20 protein-coding genes are annotated in these 22677 nt (G+C 68.1%); 14 read left to right on the top strand and 6 right to left on the bottom strand.

What is annotated here, in order from left to right; translation table 11 throughout:
• Positions 1–157: 157 nt before the first annotated feature.
• From ASC93_RS11510 to corA, 4 genes are all read left to right on the top strand, one after another.
• Entirely contained in the window at positions 158–1009 is an 852-nt protein-coding gene (locus ASC93_RS11510) for a TonB family protein (protein ID WP_056441433.1), read from the top strand.
• A gap of 32 nt (positions 1010–1041) precedes the next feature.
• A complete protein-coding gene (gene aroE / locus ASC93_RS11505) occupies positions 1042–1866 on the top strand; it encodes a shikimate dehydrogenase (protein WP_056441429.1) in 825 nt (274 codons plus the stop codon).
• Positions 1863–2603, top strand: a complete 741-nt coding sequence (mtgA, locus tag ASC93_RS11500) for a monofunctional biosynthetic peptidoglycan transglycosylase (RefSeq protein WP_056441426.1) — start codon at positions 1863–1865, stop codon at positions 2601–2603. The genes aroE and mtgA overlap by 4 nt, the downstream gene beginning before the upstream one ends.
• 245 nt (positions 2604–2848) lie before the next feature.
• Positions 2849–3814, top strand: coding sequence for a magnesium/cobalt transporter CorA (gene corA / locus ASC93_RS11495; protein ID WP_056441423.1), 966 nt, complete (start codon positions 2849–2851; stop codon positions 3812–3814).
• Here corA and ASC93_RS11490 read toward each other — a convergent pair whose 3' ends face one another.
• The 5 genes from ASC93_RS11490 to ASC93_RS11470 form a co-directional block, all read right to left on the bottom strand.
• A complete protein-coding gene (locus ASC93_RS11490; RefSeq protein WP_229412690.1) occupies positions 3815–4423 on the bottom strand; it encodes a heme-degrading domain-containing protein in 609 nt (202 codons plus the stop codon).
• Positions 4424–4479: 56 nt separating this feature from the next.
• Positions 4480–4893 carry a cytochrome-c oxidase gene (locus ASC93_RS11485; protein ID WP_056441418.1) on the bottom strand — a complete coding sequence of 138 codons (414 nt, stop codon included), beginning with the start codon at positions 4891–4893 and terminating at the stop codon, positions 4480–4482.
• A gap of 83 nt (positions 4894–4976) precedes the next feature.
• The gene (locus ASC93_RS11480) at positions 4977–6254 is read right to left on the bottom strand and encodes an NRAMP family divalent metal transporter (RefSeq protein ID WP_056441414.1); all 1278 of its coding nucleotides are present in this window, start codon (positions 6252–6254) and stop codon (positions 4977–4979) included.
• A gap of 194 nt (positions 6255–6448) precedes the next feature.
• On the bottom strand, positions 6449–7750 hold the full coding sequence (gene hemL / locus ASC93_RS11475; RefSeq protein ID WP_056441411.1) for a glutamate-1-semialdehyde 2,1-aminomutase: 1302 nt from the start codon (positions 7748–7750) through the stop codon (positions 6449–6451).
• 13 nt (positions 7751–7763) lie between these two features.
• Positions 7764–8585 (bottom strand): bifunctional hydroxymethylpyrimidine kinase/phosphomethylpyrimidine kinase, encoded by an 822-nt coding sequence (locus ASC93_RS11470; protein WP_056441408.1) that lies wholly within the window; start codon positions 8583–8585, stop codon positions 7764–7766.
• 118 nt (positions 8586–8703) lie between these two features.
• On the opposite strand from ASC93_RS11470, the gene ASC93_RS11465 reads away from it, so the two are divergent.
• The 6 genes from ASC93_RS11465 (at position 8704) to ASC93_RS11440 (ending at position 18255) form a co-directional block, all read left to right on the top strand.
• Complete coding sequence (locus ASC93_RS11465) at positions 8704–8856, top strand: rubredoxin (RefSeq protein WP_029755924.1); 153 nt, start codon at positions 8704–8706, stop codon at positions 8854–8856.
• Between the two features lie 174 nt (positions 8857–9030).
• A complete protein-coding gene (locus ASC93_RS11460) occupies positions 9031–9429 on the top strand; it encodes a PleD family two-component system response regulator (RefSeq protein ID WP_056441405.1) in 399 nt (132 codons plus the stop codon).
• Between the two features lie 22 nt (positions 9430–9451).
• Positions 9452–9820, top strand: a complete 369-nt coding sequence (locus ASC93_RS11455; protein WP_056441563.1) for a response regulator transcription factor — start codon at positions 9452–9454, stop codon at positions 9818–9820.
• 1 nt (position 9821) lies between these two features.
• Positions 9822–10349 (top strand): chemotaxis protein CheW, encoded by a 528-nt coding sequence (locus ASC93_RS11450; protein ID WP_056441402.1) that lies wholly within the window; start codon positions 9822–9824, stop codon positions 10347–10349.
• A gap of 32 nt (positions 10350–10381) precedes the next feature.
• Positions 10382–12754, top strand: a complete 2373-nt coding sequence (locus tag ASC93_RS11445; RefSeq protein WP_056441398.1) for a methyl-accepting chemotaxis protein — start codon at positions 10382–10384, stop codon at positions 12752–12754.
• Positions 12755–12774: 20 nt separating this feature from the next.
• Entirely contained in the window at positions 12775–18255 is a 5481-nt protein-coding gene (locus ASC93_RS11440; protein ID WP_056441396.1) for an Hpt domain-containing protein, read from the top strand.
• Between the two features lie 125 nt (positions 18256–18380).
• On the opposite strand, the gene ASC93_RS11435 is transcribed toward ASC93_RS11440, so the two are convergent.
• Positions 18381–19829, bottom strand: coding sequence for a deoxyribodipyrimidine photo-lyase (locus ASC93_RS11435; RefSeq protein WP_056441393.1), 1449 nt, complete (start codon positions 19827–19829; stop codon positions 18381–18383).
• Positions 19830–20051: 222 nt separating this feature from the next.
• On the opposite strand from ASC93_RS11435, the gene ASC93_RS11430 reads away from it, so the two are divergent.
• From ASC93_RS11430 to ASC93_RS11415, 4 genes are all read left to right on the top strand, one after another.
• A complete protein-coding gene (locus tag ASC93_RS11430; protein WP_229412692.1) occupies positions 20052–20666 on the top strand; it encodes a YqgE/AlgH family protein in 615 nt (204 codons plus the stop codon).
• Positions 20667–20795: 129 nt separating this feature from the next.
• Positions 20796–21191, top strand: a complete 396-nt coding sequence (gene ruvX / locus ASC93_RS11425) for a Holliday junction resolvase RuvX (RefSeq protein ID WP_056441387.1) — start codon at positions 20796–20798, stop codon at positions 21189–21191.
• Positions 21175–21714, top strand: a complete 540-nt coding sequence (pyrR, locus tag ASC93_RS11420) for a bifunctional pyr operon transcriptional regulator/uracil phosphoribosyltransferase PyrR (RefSeq protein WP_056441385.1) — start codon at positions 21175–21177, stop codon at positions 21712–21714. The genes ruvX and pyrR overlap by 17 nt, the downstream gene beginning before the upstream one ends.
• On the top strand, positions 21707–22672 hold the full coding sequence (locus tag ASC93_RS11415; RefSeq protein ID WP_056441382.1) for an aspartate carbamoyltransferase catalytic subunit: 966 nt from the start codon (positions 21707–21709) through the stop codon (positions 22670–22672). The genes pyrR and ASC93_RS11415 overlap by 8 nt, the downstream gene beginning before the upstream one ends.
• Positions 22673–22677: the final 5 nt, after the last annotated feature.

The following is a 22677-nucleotide window of genomic DNA, read 5'->3' as shown; positions in this document are numbered from 1 at the left end:
CGGGCGAGCAGGCATGATGCCATTTGGTGGGCACAGGGTGCCCACCCGACGTTAAAGGCTCGCACACGCCTGGCCTGCACGGTAGAATGGGCAGTTCCGTGATCCCAACCGTCCCACCCTGCAGCGCGTGAAGACCCTCCGACACAACCGTCCCCTGATGATCGCCATCGCCTGTTCGGTGCTGGCGCACGCCGCCCTGCTGGCGATCCGCTTCGCCGCGCCGGATGCGTTCCGGCTGCGGCCGGCCGATCCGGGCCTGGAGGTCATCCTGGTCAACGCCAAGCATGCGCGCGCGCCCGTCAAGGCCGACGCGCTGGCGCAGGCCAACCTGGACGGCGGCGGCAATGCCGATGCCGGCCGCGCCCAGTCGCCCCTGCCGGACCTGCGCAAGATCGAGAACGGCGACAGCATCAAGGCGCTGCAGCGCCGCATCGCCGACCTGGAACTGCAGCAGAAAAGCGTCCTGACGAAGATGCGCCAGTCGCAGTTCAACCGCGCGCCCCTGGCCGAACAGGACAAACCGGACCCCAGCCGCACGGGCGCCGACACCCTCGATTCCACCCGGGCCATCGCGCGCATGACGGCCGAGATCACCCAGCGCATCGCCGACGAGAACAAGCGCCCCAAGAAGACGTTCATCAGCCCCAGCACGCGCGAAGTCGGCTACGCCATGTATTACAAGGCGATGCAGAAGCGCGTGGAGGAGGTCGGCACGCTGAACTTCCCGCAGCAGGACGGGAAGAAGCTGTACGGCGAACTGGTCGTCTACATCCCGATCTTCCAGGACGGTACCCTCTACGAAAAGGAAGGCGGACCGCGCATCGAACGCAGTTCCGGCAACCCGGCGCTGGACAAGGCCGCGCTGTCCATCGTGCGCCGGGCGGCGCCGTTCGGCAAATTCCCGGCCAATATGCGCTCGACCGACAAGGACGATTTGTGGATCGTCGTCACCCGCTTCAAATTCACGCGCGAGGAAAAACTGCAGGCGGAATTGCGCGGGGGCGGCTGATGGCTGACGGCAGACTGAATGCAGGAGATTGAATGAGCGATAAATATTGCGTGATCGGTAACCCGATCGCCCACAGCAAGTCGCCGGACATCCACGCCGCCTTCGCGGCCGCGACCGGCCACGACATCTCGTACGGGCGCTGCCTGGCGCCGCTCGACGGCTTTGCCGATACGGTCCGCGACCTCGTCGCGCAAGGGTATCGCGGTGCCAACGTGACGGTCCCGTTCAAGCTGGAAGCGGCCGCGCTGGCCACCCGGCTGGAAGAGCGGGCGCGCCTGGCCGGCGCCGTCAACACGCTGCGCTTCGACAACGGCGAGATCGTCGGCGACAACACGGACGGTCCGGGCCTCGTGGCCGACATCGTGCAGAACGCCGGCGTGCCCCTGGGCGGCAAGCGCATCCTGCTGCTGGGCGCGGGCGGGGCGGCGCGCGGCGTGATCCTGCCGTTCCTGCGCGAGCAGCCGGAAGCGATCGTCATTGCCAACCGCACGCGCGCGACGGCCGATGCGCTCGTCGATCATTTTTCGCGCCAGGTCGAGCGGCGCGGCCAGTTGCGCGCACGTGGGTTCGATGACATCGAGGAGCCGTTCGACGTCGTCGTCAACGCCACGTCGTCGAGCCTGTCCGCCACCATGCCGCCGGTGCCGGCGAGGGCCTTCCAGCCCGGAACGCTGGCGCTGGACATGATGTATGGGAAGACGCCGAGCCCGTTCATGGCGTTTGCCTCGAAGCATGGCGCTATTCCGCGCGACGGCCTCGGTATGTTGGTCGAACAAGCCGCCGAAGCTTTCAGGATCTGGCGCAACGTTCGGCCGTCGACGAAGGCTGTGCTGGCCCGCATGCGCGAGCGGCTATGAGCGGCATCGGCACGCTCAAGGCGGCCGCGCTCGTGCGCACGAAGGCCGGCGGCCGGCGCTGGCTGAAATGGATCATCCTCGGTCCGCTGCTGTTCGTCGTCCTGCTGCAGCTGTATTTCTTTGCGATGGTGTGCTGGTGGACGCAGTTCAACCCGTCGTCCACGAGCATGATGCGCCAGCAGCTGGCGGCGCTGCGCGAGCAGAACCCGAACGCGAAGCTGGAACGGGTGTGGGTGCCTTACGCGCGCATCTCGAACAACCTCAAACGCGCCGTGATCGCCTCCGAGGACGCCAATTTCATCGACCACGACGGCGTCGACTGGGACGCGCTGGAACGGGCGTACGAGCGCAACAACAAGAAGCACAAGGTCGTGGGCGGCGGCTCGACGATCACCCAGCAGCTGGCCAAGAACCTGTTCCTGTCCGGCTCGCGCAACTACCTGCGCAAGGGCCAGGAACTCGTCATCGCCTACATGCTGGAAGCGGTGATGGACAAGGAACGCATCCTGGAAATCTACCTGAACGTGGTCGAATTCGGCCGCGGCGTGTTCGGCGCCGAAGCCGCGGCGCGCCACTACTTCCACACGTCGGCCGCGAACCTGAACCCGGCCCAGGGCGCGCGCCTGGCCGTGATGCTGCCGAACCCGCGCTTCTACGACCGCCACCGCGACACCAACTACCTGGCGCGCCGCACCGCCGTCATCCAGCGCCGCATGAACGCCGCCGAGCTCCCCTGAACCGGGGCACGAACCGGGGTCAGCACGAACCGGGGTCAGAGCCCGATTTTTGGCAAGATACCAAGTGCAACCTCGTGAGGCCAAGTGCAAGCTGATGAGGCGCGGCGGCGTTGGCCCGGCCTCAATTCGATGTTCTCAACGGCTATTTCCTAAAACCGGGCTCTGACCCCGGTGTTTGGGCTGGCCGGCCTCAGGGCTTGCAGGTACACTTGCGCTGTTTCCGAATCCGGCCGAGAAAGCAGCGCATGATCAACGTATTTGTCCTACAAAATGGCCGACTGAACCAGGTGCCCGTCGCGTCGCGGGCCGATCTGGAGAACGCGCCTGCCGTCTGGGTCGACCTGACCGACCCCACGGACGAGGAACGCGCGCTGGTCAAGGCGACCTATGACGTGATCCTGCCCGGCGAGGACGAAGTCCAGGACATCGAGGCCTCGGCCCGCTACTACGAGGCGGAAAACGGCGACCTGCACCTGCGCACCGATTTCCTGCGCGAGGAAGAGGACGGCCCGTCGCGCATCGTGACGGTCGCGTTCATCCTCGCCAAGAAAATCCTGTTCTCGGTCCACACGGACGACCTGCCCGTGTTCCGCCTCGTGCGCCTGCGCGCGCGCTCGCGTCCCGGCTCGATCGAGGATTACATGGACGTGCTGCTGGACCTGTACGCGACCGACGCCGAGTACTCTGCCGACGCGCTGGAAGGCATCTACGAAAGCCTGGAAAACGTCAGCCAGCGCGTGCTGCAGAAGGAATTCACCGACCAGGACGCGGCCTCCGCGCTGAATGCGATCGCCCACGAGGAAGACTTGAACGGCCGCATCCGCCGCAACATGATGGACACGCGCCGCGCGGTCAGCTTCCTGATGCGCGGCCGCCTGCTGAATACGGACCAGTTCGAAGAGGCGCGCCAGATCCTGCGCGACATCGAATCGCTGGACGGCCACACCTCATTCCTTTTCGACAAGATCAACTTCCTGATGGACGCCACCGTCGGCTTCATCAACATCAACCAGAACAAGATCATCAAGATCTTCTCGGTGGCCTCGGTCGCCTTCCTGCCGCCGACGCTGATCGCCAGCATCTACGGCATGAATTTCGAATTCCTGCCGGAGCTGCACTGGCACTTCGGCTATGGCTGGTCGCTGGGCCTGATGGTCGTCAGCGCGATCGCGCCTTTCCTCTACTTCCGCCACCGCGGCTGGCTCAAATAATCAGAGCGGCACGTCGTCCGCCTTCAGATACCACTTGAGCGCGCGCACGACCATCGCGTGGTCGTCCACGCCCGCAAGGCCGGACACGGTGATCGTGCCGATCTGCCCCGTGCCCTTGACGACGATCGGGAACGAGCCGCCGTGGGCCGCGTAGTCCTTGCTGTCGAACGTCGGCAGGTTGTCGAAGTCCTGGCCGCGCTCGACGGCTCGCGTGTGCACCCAGAACGAAGCGTGGCCCGTGCGGTTCACGAGGTTGCTCTTGCGGCGGATCCAGTCGGCGTTGTTCGGGCTCGTGCCCGCCATCGCGTGGAAAAACAGCGGATTGCGGTTGACGCTGACGTCGATCGTGACGGCGACCTTGTCCGCCTTGGCCATCTCGACGATTTTATTGCCGATCGCGAGCGCCGCGTCGTTGTCGAAGGACGTGAATTGCAGCGCCTGCTCCTGGCGCGTGATGGTGTCGAGCGGGACGGTTTTCTTTTCCATGCTGGTTCCTGGCGGGTTGACCGATGCGGCGCGGTCCGGCGCCCCGGTCGAAGGCGACGCGACGGCGAACAGACCCGCCGCGGCCAGCGCGGCACAGGACAATCGAGCGGGATGAACAGCCATGCGTCGTGCCTCTTCCGGTTTTATTATCCGGGCAAGTATAACCGCAGAGGGCAGCCTCACTGCTTCAGGTTCAGGAACAGATTCGCCGCGAACGCGACGATGGCCAGCGCGGCGATGATTTCCGAGACCGCGAGCAGCGGGGCGATGCCGACGTGGCCGAACAGCAGCATGGAGAGCGCGCCCATCATGACGGGCAGCGCCAGGTTCAGCAGCCAGAAATGCAGCCGCGCCAGGCGGCTCTCGCCGGCCTTGGGAAACACGCTGTAGATCAGGCCGGCCAGCGCCATCGTCGTCCAGCCCAGCAGGTTGATGTGGGCGTGGACGGGACGCAGCGTGAAATTCTGGCTGGCGCCCATCGCGATGCCGAGCGAAATGCCGACGATGAGGTAGACGACGGCCAGCTTGAGCCAGATGATGCCGGCGCGCGAGAACTGCGGTTGCGGGAGGGAAGAAACGGTCGTGGTTTGCATGATGCGGCTCCTGAACGGTGTGTGCATTGAGGAGCGCATCGTATGCCGCGGGGCCGCGCAGGTGCAGCCCCACGCGTGGGGGATCACAGCGTCGCGAACATCGCGACCACCGCCACCAGCATGATCGCCACGCCGGCCCAGCCGATGACGGTGTGGCGCGTCGACAGGGTGTAGCTGCCCATGATCTTGCGGTTATGCGCAAGCAGCATCATGACGGCCATGATCGGCACGGCGATGACGCCGTTGATCTGCGCCGACAGCACGAGCGCCTCGATCGGGTGGATCGGGGCAAAGTCGAGCAGCACGCCGCCCAGGGTCGCGAGGGCGATGAGGCCGTAGAACTCGCGCGCCTCCACGACTTTCAGATCCATGCCGTTGCGCCAGCGGAAGCTCTCGGTGACGGCGTAGGCGGCCGAGCCGGCCAGTACGGGCACGGCGAGCATGCCCGTGCCGATGATGCCCAGCGCAAATGCGAAGAACGCGAATTCGCCCGCCACCGGACGCAGCGCCTCGGCCGCCTGGCTCGAGGACTCGATGTCCGTGATGCCGTGCGCGCCGAGCGTGACGGCCGTCGTCAGCATGATGAAGAAGGCGACGATGTTGGAAAAGCCCATGCCGATCAGCGTGTCGGCCTTGATGCGCCGGAGCTGGGCGGCGGCGTCGCGCGGGCGCGTGCGCAGGGCGCGCGTGTGGTGGTCGTTGCGGATTTCCTCGACTTCCTGCGACGCTTGCCAGAAGAACAGGTAGGGACTGATCGTCGTGCCGAACACGGCGACGATGAGCGCGACGGAATCCTTCGTGAACGTGAAATGCGGCCAGACGGTGCGCGCGAACACTTCCGTCCAGGGCATGTGCACGGCGAACGCCGTCGCGACATAGGCCAGCAGGCCCAGCGTCAGCCATTTCAGATAGCGCACGTACGTGGCGTACGGCATGAATACCTGCAGCACGAGGCACAGCACGCCGAAGCCGAGGGCGTACGGCTGGCCGGACGCCGCGCCGGTCACGAGGCGCAGCGCCTCGCCCATCGCGGCGATGTCGGCCGCGATGTTGATCACGTTGGCGACGAGCAGCAGGGCGACGATCACATACAGCAGCCAGGGCGAATACGCGCGCCGGATGTTGGCCGCCAGCCCGCGCCCCGTCACGCGGCCGATGCGGGCCGACACGAGCTGGATACCGACCATGAACGGGTAGGTCAGCACGAGCGTCCACAGCGTGTTGAAGCCGAATTGGGCGCCGGCCTGCGAATAGGTGGCGATGCCGGATGGATCGTCGTCCGCGGCGCCGGTGATCAGGCCGGGGCCGAGCGATTTCAGGGTGGCGTTGTCGGTGAGGCGGCGGAAAAGCTTGAACGGCATGTGGGCCTGGCGCGATGAAAACGGGCGCGCGGCCGGAAGGGCCGCGCCGGATGTAGGGTGGGCACACTGTGCCCACGCGGACGTGTGCGTCGTGGCGGCAACGCCGGGTGCGCTACATTGAGCGTAACGCCGACTTGACGCCAGCCTGACGCCAACTTGACGCCAACGTCACGCGTGGGCACGGGGTGCCCACCCTACGCGATGCGGGCAAACACGCGGCGGGCCGCGTCGACGGTTTCGTTGATCACGCCGTCGTCGTGCGCCGCCGACACGAAGCCGGCCTCGAACATGGCCGGGGCGAAGTACACGCCCTCGTCCAGCATGCCGTGGAAGAAACGGTTGAAGCGCTCCTTGTCGCCGGCCATCATCTGGCCGTAGGTGGACGGGATTGCGTCCGCGAAATACATGCCGAACATGCCGCCGACGGCATCCGCGCAGAACGCGATGCCCGCTTCCCGCGCGGCGGCGGACAGGCCGTCGACCAGCTTCGCCGTCTGCGCAGTGAGGTGTTCGTAGAAGCCCGGTTCCTGGATCAGTTGCAAGGTCGTCATGCCGGCGGCGACGGCGACCGGGTTGCCGGACAGCGTGCCGGCCTGGTAGACGGGGCCGATCGGCGCCATCTTCTGCATCAGGTCGGCGCGGCCGCCGAAGGCAGCGACCGGCATGCCGCCGCCGATGACCTTGCCCAGCGCCGTCAGGTCCGGCGTGATGCCGTACAGTCCCTGCGCGCCCCCGAGGCCGACGCGGAAGCCCGACATCACCTCGTCGAAGATCAGGACCGTGCCGTATTCGGTGCACAGTTCGCGCATGCGGTGCAGGAATTCCGGCGTCGCGCGGATCAGGTTCATGTTGCCGGCCACGGCTTCCACGATCACGCAGGCGATGGTGTCGCCCATCGACTGGAACGCGTCTTCCAGCTGCGGGACGTTGTTGTAGTCGAGGACGAGCGTGTGCTTGACGAAGTCTTCCGGCACGCCGGCCGACGTCGGATTGCCGAACGTGAGCAGGCCCGAGCCGGCCTTGACGAGCAGGGAATCGGCGTGGCCGTGGTAGCAGCCTTCGAACTTGACGATCTTGTCGCGACCGGTGGCGCCGCGCGCCAGGCGCAGCGCGCTCATCGTCGCTTCCGTGCCGGACGAAACGAGGCGCACCTGCTCGATCGACGGCACGAGGCGGCAGATTTCCTCGGCGATCTCGATTTCGCCCTCGGTCGGCGCGCCGAACGACAGGCCGCGCGCGGCCGCGTCCTGCACGGCTTTCACGACCTTCGGATGGGTGTGGCCGACGATGGCCGGGCCCCAGGAGCCGATGTAGTCGATGTAGCGCTTGCCGTCCGCATCCCAGAAATACGGCCCTTCGGCGCGGGTGATGAAGCGCGGCGTGCCGCCGACGGAGCGGAAGGCGCGCACGGGCGAGTTCACGCCGCCCGGCGTGGTCTGCTGGGCGCGGGCGAACAGGATGTCGTTCCGGGAGGTGGTGTTCGGGGTTGCGGTCATAGTGTTCTTGGATTTAGCAGGCCGCGCCGGGGGCGCGGAAGATATTGTTCGGAATCAGCCGGCCCATGCCGAAGCGGCAGGCGTTGACGAGGGCGCCGGTGACGTAGTCCTGGGCGCCCGCCAGGGCCTCCTGGGCGCCGGCGCCGCGCGCCATGCGTGCCGCCAGCGCGGCCGACAGCGTGTTGCCGGCGCCGACGAACGGGCCGGGCAGCAGTTGCGCCCAGGGCAGGGCGATGGCCAGGCCGTCCGGGTCGTACAGCTCGTTGCAGCGGGTGCCGTCGCCGCCGCCGGTGCCCGTCACGAGCACGTGGCCGCAGCCGATGCCGGTCAGGTCCGCCGCGTCCTCGGCGACGGTGGCCAGGCTGGCCGGGTCGCGCCAGCAGTCGGCGAAGCGCGCCAGTTCCGGTTGCGACAGCATGAGCACGCTGGCCTGCGGCACGAGCAGTTGATGGATGAGCGTCATCATGTCGTCGTCGCGCGTGCCGCAATCGGGCAGCGAGGACGTGAACGGATCGAGCACGAGCGGCACGTCGGCGTAGTCGGACACGATCTCCGCGATCGCGGCGATCTGTTCCAGGCTGGCCATCGTCCCGATCTTGATGGCGGACACCGGCATGTCCTCGAGGAGCATGCGCGCCTGTTCGACGACGAATGAATGGTCGGTGGGCTGGATGTCGTCGACGCGCGCGGAATCGGCCACGAGCAGGCCGGTCACGACCGACAGGGCGTGGCAGCCATGCATGGCGAAGACGGTCACGTCGGACTGGATGCCCAGCGCCCCGACAGGATCGGAGGGGCCGAACGTGAGGATGAGTGGAGACTGTTGGTTTTGCACAGCGTGTTAGATTAAGATACCTCGCCCCCCATTTTATCTGATGGGGACCGATAGGCTAACACTGAACTGAAAAGAGGAATCGAACGTGAGTACTGAAACACAGGTGTATCAGACCTGGATGTGCCTGATCTGCGGCTGGGTCTACGACGAAGCCGCCGGCGCCCCCGACGACGGCATTGCACCCGGCACCCGCTGGGCCGACGTGCCCATGAACTGGACGTGCCCGGAATGCGGCGCGCGCAAGGACGATTTCGAGATGACCGCGATCTGAGCGCGATCCGGCCCGATTCGTTTGCTCTTTGATTAACTAGCGGTGACGTCTCGCCAATCTTTCATGTCATCCATTCAATGAAGCGCGTGTCGGTGAGTTGACGCATTGCAACACTTCATGCACAAGGCCCAGACCCTATGCTATCTTGCGGGTTCATGCTGAAGTGAAACGAATATGACGACGCAACCGACAGGCTTGACGATCATGGTGATCGACGACAGCAACACGATCCGTCGGTCCGCCGAGATTTTCCTGACACAGGCCGGCTACCGGGTGGTGCTGGCCGAGGACGGCTTCGACGCGCTGGCCAAGATCAACGACCACCAGCCCGCGCTGGTGTTCTGCGACATCCTGATGCCGCGCCTCGACGGCTACCAGACCTGCGCGCTGATCAAGAAGAGCGCGAAATTCCATGCCACGCCGGTCGTCATGCTGTCGTCCAAGGACGGCCTGTTCGACCGCGCGCGCGGCGCGATGGTGGGCTCGAGCGCCTACCTGACCAAACCTTTTTCCAAAGACAGCCTGCTGGCGGCCGTGCGCGACCATGCGCAAGGCGGCGCCGGCAGCGCCTGAACCCAACGATGCGGAGCCCACCGTGGCCATACAAAAAATCCTGATCGTCGACGATTCGCCGACCGAACGCTATTACCTGACCGACATCCTCGTGCGCAACGGCTTCACCGTGACGACCGCCGACAACGGCGAGGAGGCGCTGGCCAAGATCCGCGCCGACCGTCCGGAGCTGATCCTGATGGACGTCGTGATGCCCGGCGCGAACGGCTTCCAGGTGACGCGCTCGATCGCGCGCGATCCGGAACTGGCGTCCGTCCCCGTCATCATCTGCAGCAGCAAGAACCAGGAAACGGACCGCATCTGGGGCATGCGCCAGGGCGCGAAGGATTATTTCGTCAAGCCGGTCGACCCGGTCCGGCTGCTGGCCACGATCGCAGCGCTCGGCGCCTGACATGGACGCCAGCGACGCCGGCGCACAGAAAGGCGCGGCACGGCGCGCCCGCCTGCGCCAGTACCAGGAGCAGCTGCTCGAGCGCATGCAGGCCGCGCGCACGAGCAGCGGCGCGCGCGCGCACCAGCTGGGCGTGGAGATCGGCGGCGTGCGCTACCTGCTGGACCTCGTCGAAGCCGGCGAGATCGTGCCGCTGCCGCCGCTGGCCGCCGTGCCGCTCACGCAGCCGTGGTATCTCGGCCTCGCGAACGTCCGCGGCAGCCTGCTGGGCGTCGTCGACCTGGCGCGCTACCTCGAGCCGGATGGCGCGCCGAACGCGCTGCCGGGCGCCGGCGCGCGCCTCGTGACGTTCGCGCCGAGCCTCGGATTCCCGTGCGCCCTGCTGGTCGGGCGCGTGGTGGGCCTGCGCCACGCGGCCGACATGGCGCCCGCCGACGGCGGCCTGCGCGATGCCGAAGGCCAGGAATGGACGCCGCTGTCGCTGGCCGCCCTCGCGCGCGAGGAACGCTTCCTGCAGGTCGCACGCTAAACAATCACAACAGGTTTTGCACTGGAGCTGGAATGGGATTCGCATCCAAACTGTCGATGAATTTCTTCCCCAAGAACGGGGGCGGCGACGCGCAGGCGCGCACGGAGGAAACCGGCACCGTGCTGGCGTCGCCGGACACGCAGTTCGGCGTCGGCACGCTGCCGGCGGTCCCGCCTGCGATTCCGGCGGGCCCCGCCGGCGGCACCGCGGCGACGGGTTCCGCGGACGACGCGGCGCTGCGCCTGGGCCTGCCCGTCCGGCGCAAGCCGCGCGGCGCGGCCGATGCGGCCGCTGCCGCGGCGGACGACGATGACCTCAGCCTGCCGCTGATCGGCCACCTGTCGCTGCCGCGCCAGTTGCGCATCCTGCTCGTCGCCATCGCCATCGGCATCCTCCTCACCCTGCTGGCGCTGTGGCGCAATGCCGGCAGCGGCGCGATCGCCAGCAGCCAGACCCAGATCGCCAGCGAAGCGCTGATGCACTCGCAGCGCGTCGGCAAGGCCGCGCCGAACGCGATGCAGGGCGTGCCGGACGCGTTCACGCAGCTGCAGGACAGCCGCATCGCCCTGTCGCACGACCTCGACCTGCTGGCCCGCGGCGGCGATTTCAACGGCAATCCGATCCCCGCATCGACGGGCGACCTGGCATCGCAGCTGGCCACGGTGCGCAAGAAGTGGCACGTGTCCGACGCGGCGGCAACCAGCATCCTCAAGATGAAGCCGGAGCTCGTCGCCTTCGACAAGAACCTCAAGCAGCTCGACATCCTGGCGCCGGACATGCTGGCGCTGACGGAATCCGTCCTCACCGAGCGCACGGCGCGCGGCGGCAGCGCGCGCGAACTGGCCGCGCTGGGCCGCATGATGATGCTGACGCAGCGCCTGTCGCGCAGCGCCAGCGAATTCCTGACGTCGGGCGGCATCCGCCCCGAGACCGCGTTCCAGATGGGCCACGACACGACGACCTTCCGCGCCACCGTCGACGGCCTCCTGAACGGCAGCGCCGCGCTGGGCCTGGCGCCGCTGCGCGACCCGGACCTGCGGAGCAAGCTGGAAGAAGTGCAATCGAAATTCGACATCTGCCAGAAGCTGATCTCGACCTTCCTCGACAAACTGTCCGACATGACGGCCGCCAAGGCCGCCGAGCAGGCCATCTACCGCGACAACGAGGCGCTGCGCCGCCAGCTGACCGACCTGCAGGCGTCGTACCGCATGGGCGAAGGCAGCGCGGGCGGCTGGTTCTGGCTGCTCGTGGCGGCGTCGATCTTCACCCTCGTCACGGCGGGCAGCATCTCGCGCGTGATGCTGCAGGATTCGCGCAACCGCACCCGCGGCGCCGACGCGCGCCGCCAGGAAGCGGACGCGATGCGCCTGCTGGCCCAGGCCAAGGAAGAGGAAGCCAAGGCGACCAACGACCAGAACCAGGCCGCGATCCTGCGCCTGATGAACGAATTGCAGGAAGTGGCGGACGGCGACCTCACCGTGTACGCCACCGTGTCGGAAGACATCACGGGCGCCATCGCCGACTCGGTCAACTACACGGTCGAGGAATTGCGCGGCCTCGTCGTGCGCGTGATCGCCACGGCGGAAAAGGTGACGCAGGCCTCGAACGACGCGCAACTGGTGTCGAGCCGGCTGCTCGTCGCCGCGGGCCAGCAGGCGCGCGAAATCCAGGACACGTCGTCCACGATGCTGCGCATGGCGGGCGAGATCACCGACGTGTCCAGCTCCGCGAAGGAATCGGCCGAGGTGGCGCGCCAGTCGGTGGCGGCGGCGGAGCAGGGCGCGACCGCGGTGCAGAACGCCATCCGCGGCATGGGCGAGATCCGCGAGCAGATCCAGGAAACCTCCAAGCGCATCAAGCGCCTGGGCGAATCGTCGCAGGAGATCGGCGAGATCACCGAGCTCATTTCCGACATCACGGAACAGACCAACGTGCTGGCGCTGAACGCCGCGATCCAGGCCGCATCCGCCGGCGAGGCGGGACGCGGCTTTTCGGTCGTGGCGGAAGAGGTGCAGCGGCTGGCGGAACGGTCGGCCGAAGCGGCCAAGCAGATCGGCGCGCTGGTGCGCACCATCCAGACCGACACGCACGACGCCGTGGCGGCGATGGAAAAGTCGACGCAGGGCGTCGTCGAGGGCGCGCGCGTGACCGACGCGGCCGGCGCGGCGCTGGCGGACATCTCGCGCGTGTCGAACCGGCTGGCGGAGCTGATCCAGGGAATGGCGGTCGCGGCGGGCCTGCAGGCGACGTCCGCGAACGGTGTGGCGCATAATATGCAGCACATCCTCGCGATCACCGAACAGGCACAGGGCGGCACGCAGCAGACGGCGCAGTCGATCCGGCAGCTGGCGGAACTCGCGCAGGAACTGAAGAATTCGGTGTCGCGCTTCCGCGTCGCCGCCTGAGCCCCGAACCTTTTGCCTACATGACCCAGCTTTCGCACGCGTCCGCCGCACCGCCTTTCGACACCGGCCCTCTCTCCTGGGTCATCGGGGAAATCCGCGATGCACTCGGGCGCTCCGCCAAGGCGCTGCAGGACGCGTCCGGCCGCAGTCCGGAAGCGCAGCCGACCCTTCTGCTGCATGCCAAGTCGCACCTGCACCAGGCCCACGGCGCCCTGCAGATGGTCGACGTCGCCGGCGCCCTGCGCCTGAGCGAAGCGGCCGAGCAGGTCATCGACCGCTTCAAGGACGGCGCGCTGGCGCTCGACGACGGCCGGACCGCCGTCGTCGGCGAGGCCTACCGGGCGCTCGTCGAATACCTCGAAGAATTGCTGGACGGCGCCGCGCCGCAGCCCGTGCGGCTGTTCCCGTACTATCGCGCGCTGCAGGAAATGCTGGGCGTGGAGCGCGTGCATCCGGGCCAGATGCTCGTGACGGACCTCGCACCGGCCCTGCTGCCGGGCGGCGGTGCCGGCCCGCTGCCGGACTACGCCGCGACCCGCGCGCAATTCGAAAAGGCGCTGCTGCTGTTCCTGCGCAGCCCCGACGACGATGCCCGGCGCGCCCAGGCGGCGGCCATGCGCGACGCGCTGGCGGGCGTCGTCGATGGCCAGCCGCAGGCGCAAGCGCATGCGTTCTGGCTGGCGCTGCAGGCCGTCGCGGACCTCGTCGCTACCGGCCAGGTGGCGCCCGACCTGTACGTGAAGCAGCTGTTCGGCCAGGTCAACCTGCAATTGCGGCGCCAGGCGCAGGGCCATGCCGAGCTGCCTGACGCGCTGCTGCTCGATGCGCTGTTCTTCATCGCCGCCGCGCCCGAACCGACGCCGGACGCGCGCCGGCTGCGCGATGCGTACCACGTCGGCGGCCAGGTGCCGCCGGACTATCTGGAGCGCCGCTACGGCCGCGTCGATCCGGAGGTGCTGAAGGATGCCAAGGAAGCGCTGATCGAGACCAAGCAGGGCTGGGACCGCGTCGCCACCGAAGGCGGCGAGGTCGAGGGCGGCAGCTTCAACGACGCCCTGTCGAAACTGGCCGGCGCCAGCGAGAAGCTGGGGGCGCCGGCATTGGCGAACCTGCTGCGCGAACTGGGCCAGGCCGCCAGCGAATCGATAACGGGCGGCCGCAGCGACCAGTTCAGCCTCGAAATGGCGGAGGCCATGCTGTTCGTGGAGCATGGCCTGGACCAGGTGCGCCAGCTGCCCGACGACTTCGGGCAGCATGCGGAGGCCGTCGGCCAGCGCCTGCTCGCGCTGGCGCACGGCGAGACCCCGCCGGACGCCCCGGCCTGGCACGGCGAGATGGCGCGCGAACTGCAGCAGGGCCAGACCGTGGCCGTGCTGGCGGGCGAGATCCGCACGGGCCTGCGCCAGGTCGAGAAGCATATCGACGAATACTACGAAGACCCGGCGCGCGTCGCGTCCCTCCAGCAGGTCGACCCGCTGCTGCACCAGTTGCAGGGCGCGCTGGCGATCCTCGACCAGGACCAGGCCACGCAGGCCGTCGACCACGTGCGCGCCCGGGTGCGCATGCTCGTCGACGCACAGCCGGATGCCGCCACGCGCGGCGCCGTGCTGGACAACCTGGCCCGGAATATCGGCGCGCTCGGCTTCTTCACGGACGCGCTGGCGCAGAACGTGGACGGGGCGCGCAAGCGCTTCCGCTTCGATGCCGCTGCGGGCCTGTTCGGCGAACTGCAATATCAGGGAGCGGCCGCGGCCCCCGAGCCCGCCGCGGCGCCGCTGCCCGCTGAACCGGCGCCGCAGCCGCAGCAGGATGCGGTCGAAGCGGAACTGCTGGAGATCTTCATCGGCGAAGCGCGCGACGTGCTGGACGTCGTCGGCGCCGCACTGCCGGCCGCGCAAGCCAATCCGGCCGACCAGGACACGTTGACGCGCCTGCGCCGCGGCTTCCACACGCTCAAGGGCAGCAGCCGCATGGTCGGCCTCGAACGGTTCGCGGCCGCTGCCGCCGCCATCGAAAAGGTCATGAACCTGTGGCTGGCCGAAGCGCGCGCCGCGACGCCCGATCTGCTGGCGCTGCTCGCGCACGCGCATGCCGAGCTGGCGGCGTGGGTCGACGAGCTGGCGGCGGGCGGGTCGCCGCGCGACGGCGAGGCGCTCGTGCGCGCTGCCGCGCGCGTGCAGGACGGCGGGCCGCTCGCGCCAACCGACGCGCCGGCGCCGCTCGTGTCGGCGCCCTACGTACCGGCGGCCGATGCGCCGGCGGAACTGGTGCCGGAGACGGTGGGCGCGCTCGACGCGGTTGCCGCGGCCGGGCTGGTGGACGACGATGCGGCGCTTTTGAGCGCGGCGCCGGAACCGATCGAGCCCGCCGCCGGCTTCGACGTCGCGCCGGACGAGGCGCCCGCGCCGCTGCCGGCCCTGTCGTCGGCCGAGTTGCCGGGCAACGTGCTGGCATTTCCCGTGTCCGAAGCGAACGTGCGGCATGTGGGCGATCTGGAAATCCCGCTGCCGCTGTATAACATCTACCTCGGCGAGACCGAGGAGCTGGTGCGCACGCTGGCCGACGATTTCGCCAACTGGCGCGCGGAACCGCTGCGCGCCGTGACGCCGCAGGCCGTGACGGCTGCGCACACGTTGGGCGGCACGTCCGCCACCGTCGGCTTCAACGCGCTGCGCGAACTGGCCGTGGCGCTGGAAGAAGCGCTGCAGGTGGCCGTGCCGCCTTTGGCCGGTACGCAGTTCGACCTGCTGGACGAGACGGTGGAGCGCGTGCGCGTGATGCTGCAGGTGTTCGCGCTCGGTGAGCTGGCGCCCGCGCAGCCGGAACTGCTGGCGCGCCTGGAAGCGCTGCGCGACGAGCTGGGGAAAGCCCGCGCCGATGCCGTGTTCGACGGCGCCGACCCGGAGCTGGCGCAGCGCCTGGACGCGCTGTTCGCCGCCACCTATGCCAGCATCGTGGCCGATCCGCCGCTGGCGGGCGGCCCGCTGGCGCTGCCGGCCAGCACGGAGCTGGCGCCGCGCCCACCGGCACCGCGCCAGGAGGACCCGGCCGTGAGCGCCGTCGACGACCTGTTCGATTCGTATTTCGACGAACCGTTCGCGGCGCCCGCGCTCGAATCCGTCCCCGCGCCGGCGCAGCCGGACGCTGGCGACGTCATCGACATGGACGCGTTGTTCGACGTGCCGGAACCCGAGCCGCAGCCCGAACCCGAACCCGAGCCGGAACCGCAGCCCGAACCCCTGTCCGCGACCGAATCCGACAACGTCCTGGCCGCCGAACCGGTCTTCGTCGACGAGCTCGACCCGGATCTGCTGCCCGTCTTCATGGAAGAAGCGGCGGACCTGCTGCCGCAGATCGGCAACGGGCTGCGCCAGTGGCAGCAGAACCCGGCCGACGCGGCCGTCGCGCAAGGCCTGCTGCGCGCCCTGCACACGGTCAAGGGCAGCGCGCGCATGGCCGGCGCGATGCGTCTCGGCCAGCACACGCACGCGCTGGAAACGCAGATCGAGAACATGCTGCACGCCGGGACGACGAATCCGGCCGCCTTCGACGAACTGCTCGCCAACTACGACCAGGCGCAGCTGCTGTTCGAGCAATTGCAGCAGCCGGCGGCGGCGCCGCTCGATGCGGCGGCCGCGCCCACACCCGCACCCGTGCCCGCGCCGTCCGCGGAGGAGCAGGCCGCACGCGCGCCGCTCGTGCGCGTGCGCGCCGACATCCTCGACCGCCTCGTCAACCAGGCCGGCGAGGTGTCGATCACGCGCTCGAAACTGGAAACCCAGGTCGGCGCGCTCAAGGACATGCTGTCCGACTTCGCCGACAACCTCGTCAACCTGCGCCGCCAGTTGCGCGAGGTGGAGGTGCAGGCCGAGTCGCAGATCGCGTCGCGGCTGTCGATTTCCGGCGAGCGCGAATTCGATCCGCTCGAATTCGACCGCTTCACGCGCCTGCAGGAATTGACGCGCATGATGGCCGAGAGCGTGAACGACGTCGGCTCGTTCCACGACGGCCTCGCGCGCACGGTGGAAGCGGCGGCCGACGACCTCACCGCGCAATCGCGCCTCACGCGCGAGCTGCAGCGCGACCTGATGCGGGTGCGCATGGTGCCGTTCGCCAGCCTGTCCGAACGCCTGTTCCGCGTGGCGCGCCAGACGGCCAAGGAAACCGACAAGCGCGTCAACCTCGACATCCGCGGCGGCGGCGTCGAGATCGACCGCAGCGTGCTGGAACGCATGGCCGCGCCGTTCGAACACCTGCTGCGCAACGCCATCGTGCACGGCATCGAGCCGCGCGACGTGCGTGTCGCCGCCGGCAAGCCGGAGACGGGCGAGCTGCTCGTGCAGGTGAGCCAGCAGGGCAACGAGGTCGAGATCCGCTTCGCCGACGACGGCGCCGGCCTCGACCTGGCCCGGATCCGCGCCAAGGCGGCGGCCACCGGCCTGCTGGCCGACGGCGAAGAAGTGGCCGACCAGGACGCCGCCGAGCTGGTGTTCGAGCCGGGCTTTTCGACGGCGGACACGCTGACGGAACTGGCCGGCCGCGGCGTCGGCATGGACGTCGTGCGCTCGGAAGCGCGGGCGCTGGGCGGCCGCGTCGACGTCGAGACGACGCAAGGGCGCGGTGCCGCCTTCGCCATCCATTTACCGCTCACGCTGGCCGTCACGCAGGTCGTGCTCGTGGCCAGCGGCACGCGCACGCATGCGCTGCCGGCCGTGCTGGTCGAGCAGGTGCTGCAGGTGCGCGAGGCCGACCTGCAAGCGGCCGAAGACACCGGGACGATCGGCGTGCATGGCGAGAGCATCCCGCTGCACTACCTGCCGGCGCTGCTGCACGAGCCGGGCGAAGCGTGGGAACAGCGCGGCGGCCAGCGCTCGTCGCCGGTGCTGGTCCTCAGGCGCGGCAACACGCGCATCGCGCTGCGGGTGGACGAGGTGCTGGGCAATCGCGAAGTCGTCATCAAGAACATCGGACCGCAACTGGCGCGCATGCCGGGCATCGCCGGCGCCACCGTGCTCGGTTCGGGCGAGATCGTGCTGATCCTCGATCCCGTGCAGCTGGCCGCCCAGGGCGTTCGTCCCGGCCGCGTGAGCGCCGCCGCGGCGGAACCCGTGCCGGCGCCGGCGCGCATCGCGACGATCATGGTCGTGGACGATTCGCTCACCGTGCGCAAGGTCACCCAGCGCCTGCTGGAGCGCGAAGGCTATCGCGTGCTGCTGGCCAAGGACGGCGTCGACGCGCTCGAACAGATGCAGGAGACGCGGCCCGACCTGATGCTGGTCGATATCGAGATGCCGCGCATGGACGGCTTCGACCTCACCCGCCACGTGCGCGGCAACGAGGCCACGGCGTCGCTGCCGATCATCATGATCACGTCGCGCACGGCGGACAAGCACCGCAACGTCGCGCTGGGCCTCGGCGTCGACGCCTATTTCGGCAAGCCGTTCCAGGAGGATGCGTTGCTGGCGGCGATCACGGGGTTATTGGAAGCGCGGGCAAACTGATTGGACGCGCGGGCAAACTGACGTCGCCCCCGCGCAGGCGGGGGCCCAATTTGTTTGCGGTGCCTGCAGCGCGTACTTGGGTTCCCGCCTGCGCGGGAACGACGTTTTACGGTCGCGTTCCAATCTCACGCGTCGCGTACCGCCTTGAAGCGGGCCAGCGTCCTGGCCCGCGCCTGCTCGTGGTCCACCACCGGCAACGGATAATCCTCCCCCAGCACGACACCGGCCTTCTCCAGCGCGTCCGGTTTCGCCAGCCACGGCGCGTGGATCGCCGCGCCCGTCAATCCGGCTAGTTGCGGCAAGTACCGCCGAATGAAATCCCCGTCCGGATCGAAGCGGCGCGACTGCGTCACGGGATTGAAGATGCGGAACCAGGGCTGCGCATCGCAACCGGTCGACGCCGCCCACTGCCAGCCGCCGTTGTTCGACGCCAGTTCGTAATCGTTCAGTTTCAGTGCGAACCAGCGCTCGCCGCGCCGCCAGTCGATCCCGAGGTCCTTGGTCAGAAAACTGGCCGTCACCATGCGCAGGCGGTTGTGCATGAAGCCTGTCCGTTCGAGCTGCAGCATCGCGGCGTCGACGAGCGGATAGCCCGTGCGTCCCGCGCACCAGGCGGCGAACAGGGCGTCCGCCGCGGGGCCGGCGTCCCACGCGACGGCATTGAACGCCTGCTTGAACGCGTGCGTGACGACGCGCGGATGGCGCGCCACGATCATCATGTAGAACTCGCGCCAGATGAGTTGCGACAGCCACACGGGCGCGCCGGCGCCGCCGCTGCCGTCCGCGATGCGCGCCTGCAGCATGGCGACGAGGCGGCGCACGCTCAGCGTGCCGAAGCGCAGGTGGATCGACAGGTGCGACGTGGCGTCCAGCGCCGGGTAATCGCGGTCGTGGTCGTAGCGCGCGAGGCACCGTTCGAATTGCGCCAGCAGCCGTGCCGCGCCCGCCGTGCCGGGATGGCCGATGGGCGTGGCGCCCGCCACGAAGCCGAGATCGGCGAGCGTGGGCAGGGCGTGATCCGCGGGCGGTGGCGCGAGCGCGGCCGCGTGGGGTGCGGTCTCGAACGGCCGCAGCGCCTCGGGCTCGCGCGCCAGGCGTTTCAGCCACGCATTCTTGTAAGGTGTAAAGACGGAATACGGGCCGCCGGCCAGGGTCAGCACGTCATCCTGTTCGACGATGACCTGGTCCTTGAACGTCTGCAGGCTGCGGCCGGCCGCGCGCAGGGCGTCCTGCACCGCACGGTCGCGCGCGAGCGCCTGCGGCTCGTAATCGCGGTTGGCGAAGACCGATTCCGCATCGAGCCCGGCAGCCAGTTCGGGGATCACCTGCGCGGCGCGCCCGTGGCGCACGATGAGGTAACCTCCCATGTCACGGAGGCGCGCATCCAGCTCGCGCACGCTGTCCAGCAGGAACTGGACGCGCCGGTCGTCGGACGGCAGGCCGGCCAGGATGTCGGTATCGAACACGAACACGCCGAACACGCGCCGTGACGAGAGCAGGGCGTGATGCAGCGCAGCATGGTCGTCCACGCGTAAATCGCGCCGGAACCAGACCAAGGAGTTTCTTAAAGTCATCTTCTGTGTGCGGAGTCAATGCAGATCAGAATTTTACTGTCTACCATCTCTCAGGTTTGCCCCGGCCGAGCGGCTTCCGTGGCTGGTCGGGCAATTCGGTGTAAACTAGCGAAAAGTCCAGCTTTTCAGCTTAGAAATGCCGCGGTAACCCCAGAGAGTGAGCCAACAGAGAGTATGAGCATGAAAAAAAGTAAGGTCGGCAAGCCTCTAACCATGCCCGGGATGCACCAGGAGGAATCGCTCAGCCTGGGCGCGGTCGGCGCATCTGCCTCGCAGCTGAACCTGGCGAATCATTTCCTGATTGCTATGCCGTCGATGAATGATCCGATCTTCGGCGGCGCCGTCGTGTATATCTGCGAACACAACGACAAAGGCGTGCTCGGCGTCGTCATCAACAAGCCGACGGACATGACCATGGACGTGCTGTTCGACCGCATCGACCTGAAAGTGGCCGAAGGCCTGCGCCCCAGCGTCGAGGACGCGCCGATCATGTTCGGCGGCCCCGTCCAGGACGACCGCGGCTTCGTGCTGCATTCGCCGGGCGGCCGCTATTCCTCGTCGCTGAGCGTCACCGACGACGTCGCGTTCACCACGTCGATCGACGTGCTGGAAGCCGTCGCCAACGGTTCCGGTCCGCGCCGCATGCTCGTCTCCATCGGCTATGCCGGCTGGAGCCCGGGCCAGCTGGAAGAAGAAATCGCCCGCAACGGCTGGCTCACGGTGGGCGCCGACGCGCGCGTGCTGTTCGACCTGCCGATCGAGGAACGCTACAACGCCGCCATCAAGCTACTGGGTATCGATCCGCTCATGCTCGCCACCGAGGCCGGCCATGCGTGACGTGTGCATCACGACACCGGTAGGGTGGGCACCCTGTGCCCACGCGGGCGGCGGAATGACGCAGACGTCACGCGTGGGCACAGGGGTGCCCACCCTACAGTGCCATCAGCCAAAACGATAAGTAGTGTGATGGTTGATATTGTTCTAGGCTTCGACTTCGGCATCAAGCGCATCGGCATCGCCATGGGGAATACGCTGACGGGACAGGCGCAACCGCTATCCGTCATCAAGGCGGTCGACAACGCGACCCGCTTCCAGGTCATCGGCGACCTGATCGAACAATGGCGCCCCGCGCGCCTCGTCGTCGGCGAGCCGCGCCATCCGGACGGCGCGGAGCACGACATGACCCTGCGCGCGCGCCGCTTCGCCAACCAGCTCCACGGCCGCTTCGACCTGCCCGTCGAACTCGTCGACGAACGCTATTCGTCGGCCGTCGTCCCCGCCAGGCGCGGCGAGATCATCGACGCCAGGGCCGCCGCCATCATTTTGCAACAATACTTTGACGATCATGCCAACTCTTATTAACGACGCGGACAGGGCAGGCAACACCAGCGATGCCGAAGCCCTGTACCGCGACCTGCTCGCACAGGTGCGCGCCGGTTTGTCGGGTGTGCCGGACGCCGCCATCGTCGGCATCCATTCCGGCGGCGCCTGGCTGGCCGAGCGCCTCGCGAGCGACCTCGGTCTGCAGGCGCGCCTCGGCTTCATCGACGTGTCGTTCTACCGCGACGACTATGCCCGCAAGGGCCTGCACCCGGACGTGAAGCCGACCCGGATCGAATTCAACGTCGACGGCGCGACCATCGTGCTCGTTGACGACGTGCTGTACACCGGCCGCACGGTGCGCGCGGCGATCAACGTGCTGTTCGACTTCGGCCGGCCGCAGCGTATCATGCTGGCCGCGCTGGCGGATCGCGGCGGCCGCGAACTGCCGGTCGCGGCCGATTTCGTCGGCGCGCACGCACAGCTGCAAACCGGCCGCTCGCTCGCGCTGTCGCGCACGGCGGACGGCCAACTTTCGCTCAAGATCGAAGACGACAATGCATAACCCGCAACTGAACAAGAACGGCGAGCTGCAGCACCTCCTCACCATCGAGGGACTGCCGAAGGCCATCATCAACCACATCCTCGACACCGCCTCGAGCTTCGTGAGCATCTCCGACCGCGAGGTCAAGAAGGTGCCGCTGATGCGCGGGAAAAGCGTCTTCAACCTGTTCTTCGAAAACTCGACGCGCACGCGCACGACCTTCGAGATCGCGTCGAAGCGCCTGTCGGCCGACGTCATCAACCTGAACATCGCCGCGTCGTCGACGAGCAAGGGCGAATCGCTGCTGGACACGATCGACAACCTGTCGGCCATGCATGCCGACATGTTCGTCGTGCGCCACGCGCAGTCGGGCGCGCCGTACCTGATCGCCAAGCACCTGAACGACACGAAGCAGAACCACGTGCACGTGGTGAACGCGGGCGACGGCCGCCATGCGCATCCGACGCAGGGCCTGCTCGACATGTACACGATCCGCCACTACAAGAAGGATTTCACGAACCTGCGCGTGGCGATCGTCGGCGACATCCTGCACAGCCGCGTGGCGCGCTCGGACATCCACGCGCTGACGACCCTCGGCGTGCCGGAAGTGCGCGCCATCGGCCCGCACACGCTGCTGCCGGGCGGCCTGGAACAGATGGGCGTGCGCGTCTTCACCAACATGGACGAGGGCCTGAAGGACGTCGACGTGATCATCATGCTGCGCCTGCAGAACGAGCGCATGTCGGGCGCGCTGCTGCCGTCGGCGGGCGAGTATTTCAAGAGCTACGGCCTGACGCCGGAGCGCCTGGCGCTCGCGAAACCCGACGCCATCGTGATGCACCCGGGCCCGATGAACCGCGGCGTGGAGATCGATTCGGCCGTGGCGGACGGCGCCCAGGCCGTGATCCTGCCGCAGGTCACCTTCGGTATCGCGGTCCGCATGGCGGTTATGAGTATTTTGGCCGGTAGTCACACTTAAATTCG

Origin of the sequence: Massilia sp. Root335 (genome assembly GCF_001425685.1) — a bacterium.
In the GTDB taxonomy this organism is placed as follows: domain Bacteria; phylum Pseudomonadota; class Gammaproteobacteria; order Burkholderiales; family Burkholderiaceae_D; genus Telluria; species Telluria luteola.
The sequence above is the reverse complement of the archived record's forward strand: the minus strand, read 5'-3'. Positions and strand labels throughout refer to the sequence as shown.

Coding starts and splice junctions, on each gene's coding strand:
- ASC93_RS11510 (WP_056441433.1), top strand. CDS start 158: ATGATCGCCATCGCCTGTTCGGTGCTGGCGCACGCCGCCCTGCTGGCG.
- aroE (WP_056441429.1), top strand. CDS start 1,042: ATGAGCGATAAATATTGCGTGATCGGTAACCCGATCGCCCACAGCAAG.
- mtgA (WP_056441426.1), top strand. CDS start 1,863: ATGAGCGGCATCGGCACGCTCAAGGCGGCCGCGCTCGTGCGCACGAAG.
- corA (WP_056441423.1), top strand. CDS start 2,849: ATGATCAACGTATTTGTCCTACAAAATGGCCGACTGAACCAGGTGCCC.
- ASC93_RS11490 (WP_229412690.1), bottom strand. CDS start 4,423: ATGGCTGTTCATCCCGCTCGATTGTCCTGTGCCGCGCTGGCCGCGGCG.
- ASC93_RS11485 (WP_056441418.1), bottom strand. CDS start 4,893: ATGCAAACCACGACCGTTTCTTCCCTCCCGCAACCGCAGTTCTCGCGC.
- ASC93_RS11480 (WP_056441414.1), bottom strand. CDS start 6,254: ATGCCGTTCAAGCTTTTCCGCCGCCTCACCGACAACGCCACCCTGAAA.
- hemL (WP_056441411.1), bottom strand. CDS start 7,750: ATGACCGCAACCCCGAACACCACCTCCCGGAACGACATCCTGTTCGCC.
- ASC93_RS11465 (WP_029755924.1), top strand. CDS start 8,704: ATGTGCCTGATCTGCGGCTGGGTCTACGACGAAGCCGCCGGCGCCCCC.
- ASC93_RS11460 (WP_056441405.1), top strand. CDS start 9,031: ATGACGACGCAACCGACAGGCTTGACGATCATGGTGATCGACGACAGC.
- ASC93_RS11450 (WP_056441402.1), top strand. CDS start 9,822: ATGGACGCCAGCGACGCCGGCGCACAGAAAGGCGCGGCACGGCGCGCC.
- ASC93_RS11445 (WP_056441398.1), top strand. CDS start 10,382: ATGGGATTCGCATCCAAACTGTCGATGAATTTCTTCCCCAAGAACGGG.
- ASC93_RS11440 (WP_056441396.1), top strand. CDS start 12,775: ATGACCCAGCTTTCGCACGCGTCCGCCGCACCGCCTTTCGACACCGGC.
- ASC93_RS11435 (WP_056441393.1), bottom strand. CDS start 19,829: ATGACTTTAAGAAACTCCTTGGTCTGGTTCCGGCGCGATTTACGCGTG.
- ASC93_RS11430 (WP_229412692.1), top strand. CDS start 20,052: ATGCACCAGGAGGAATCGCTCAGCCTGGGCGCGGTCGGCGCATCTGCC.
- ruvX (WP_056441387.1), top strand. CDS start 20,796: ATGGTTGATATTGTTCTAGGCTTCGACTTCGGCATCAAGCGCATCGGC.
- pyrR (WP_056441385.1), top strand. CDS start 21,175: ATGCCAACTCTTATTAACGACGCGGACAGGGCAGGCAACACCAGCGAT.
- ASC93_RS11415 (WP_056441382.1), top strand. CDS start 21,707: ATGCATAACCCGCAACTGAACAAGAACGGCGAGCTGCAGCACCTCCTC.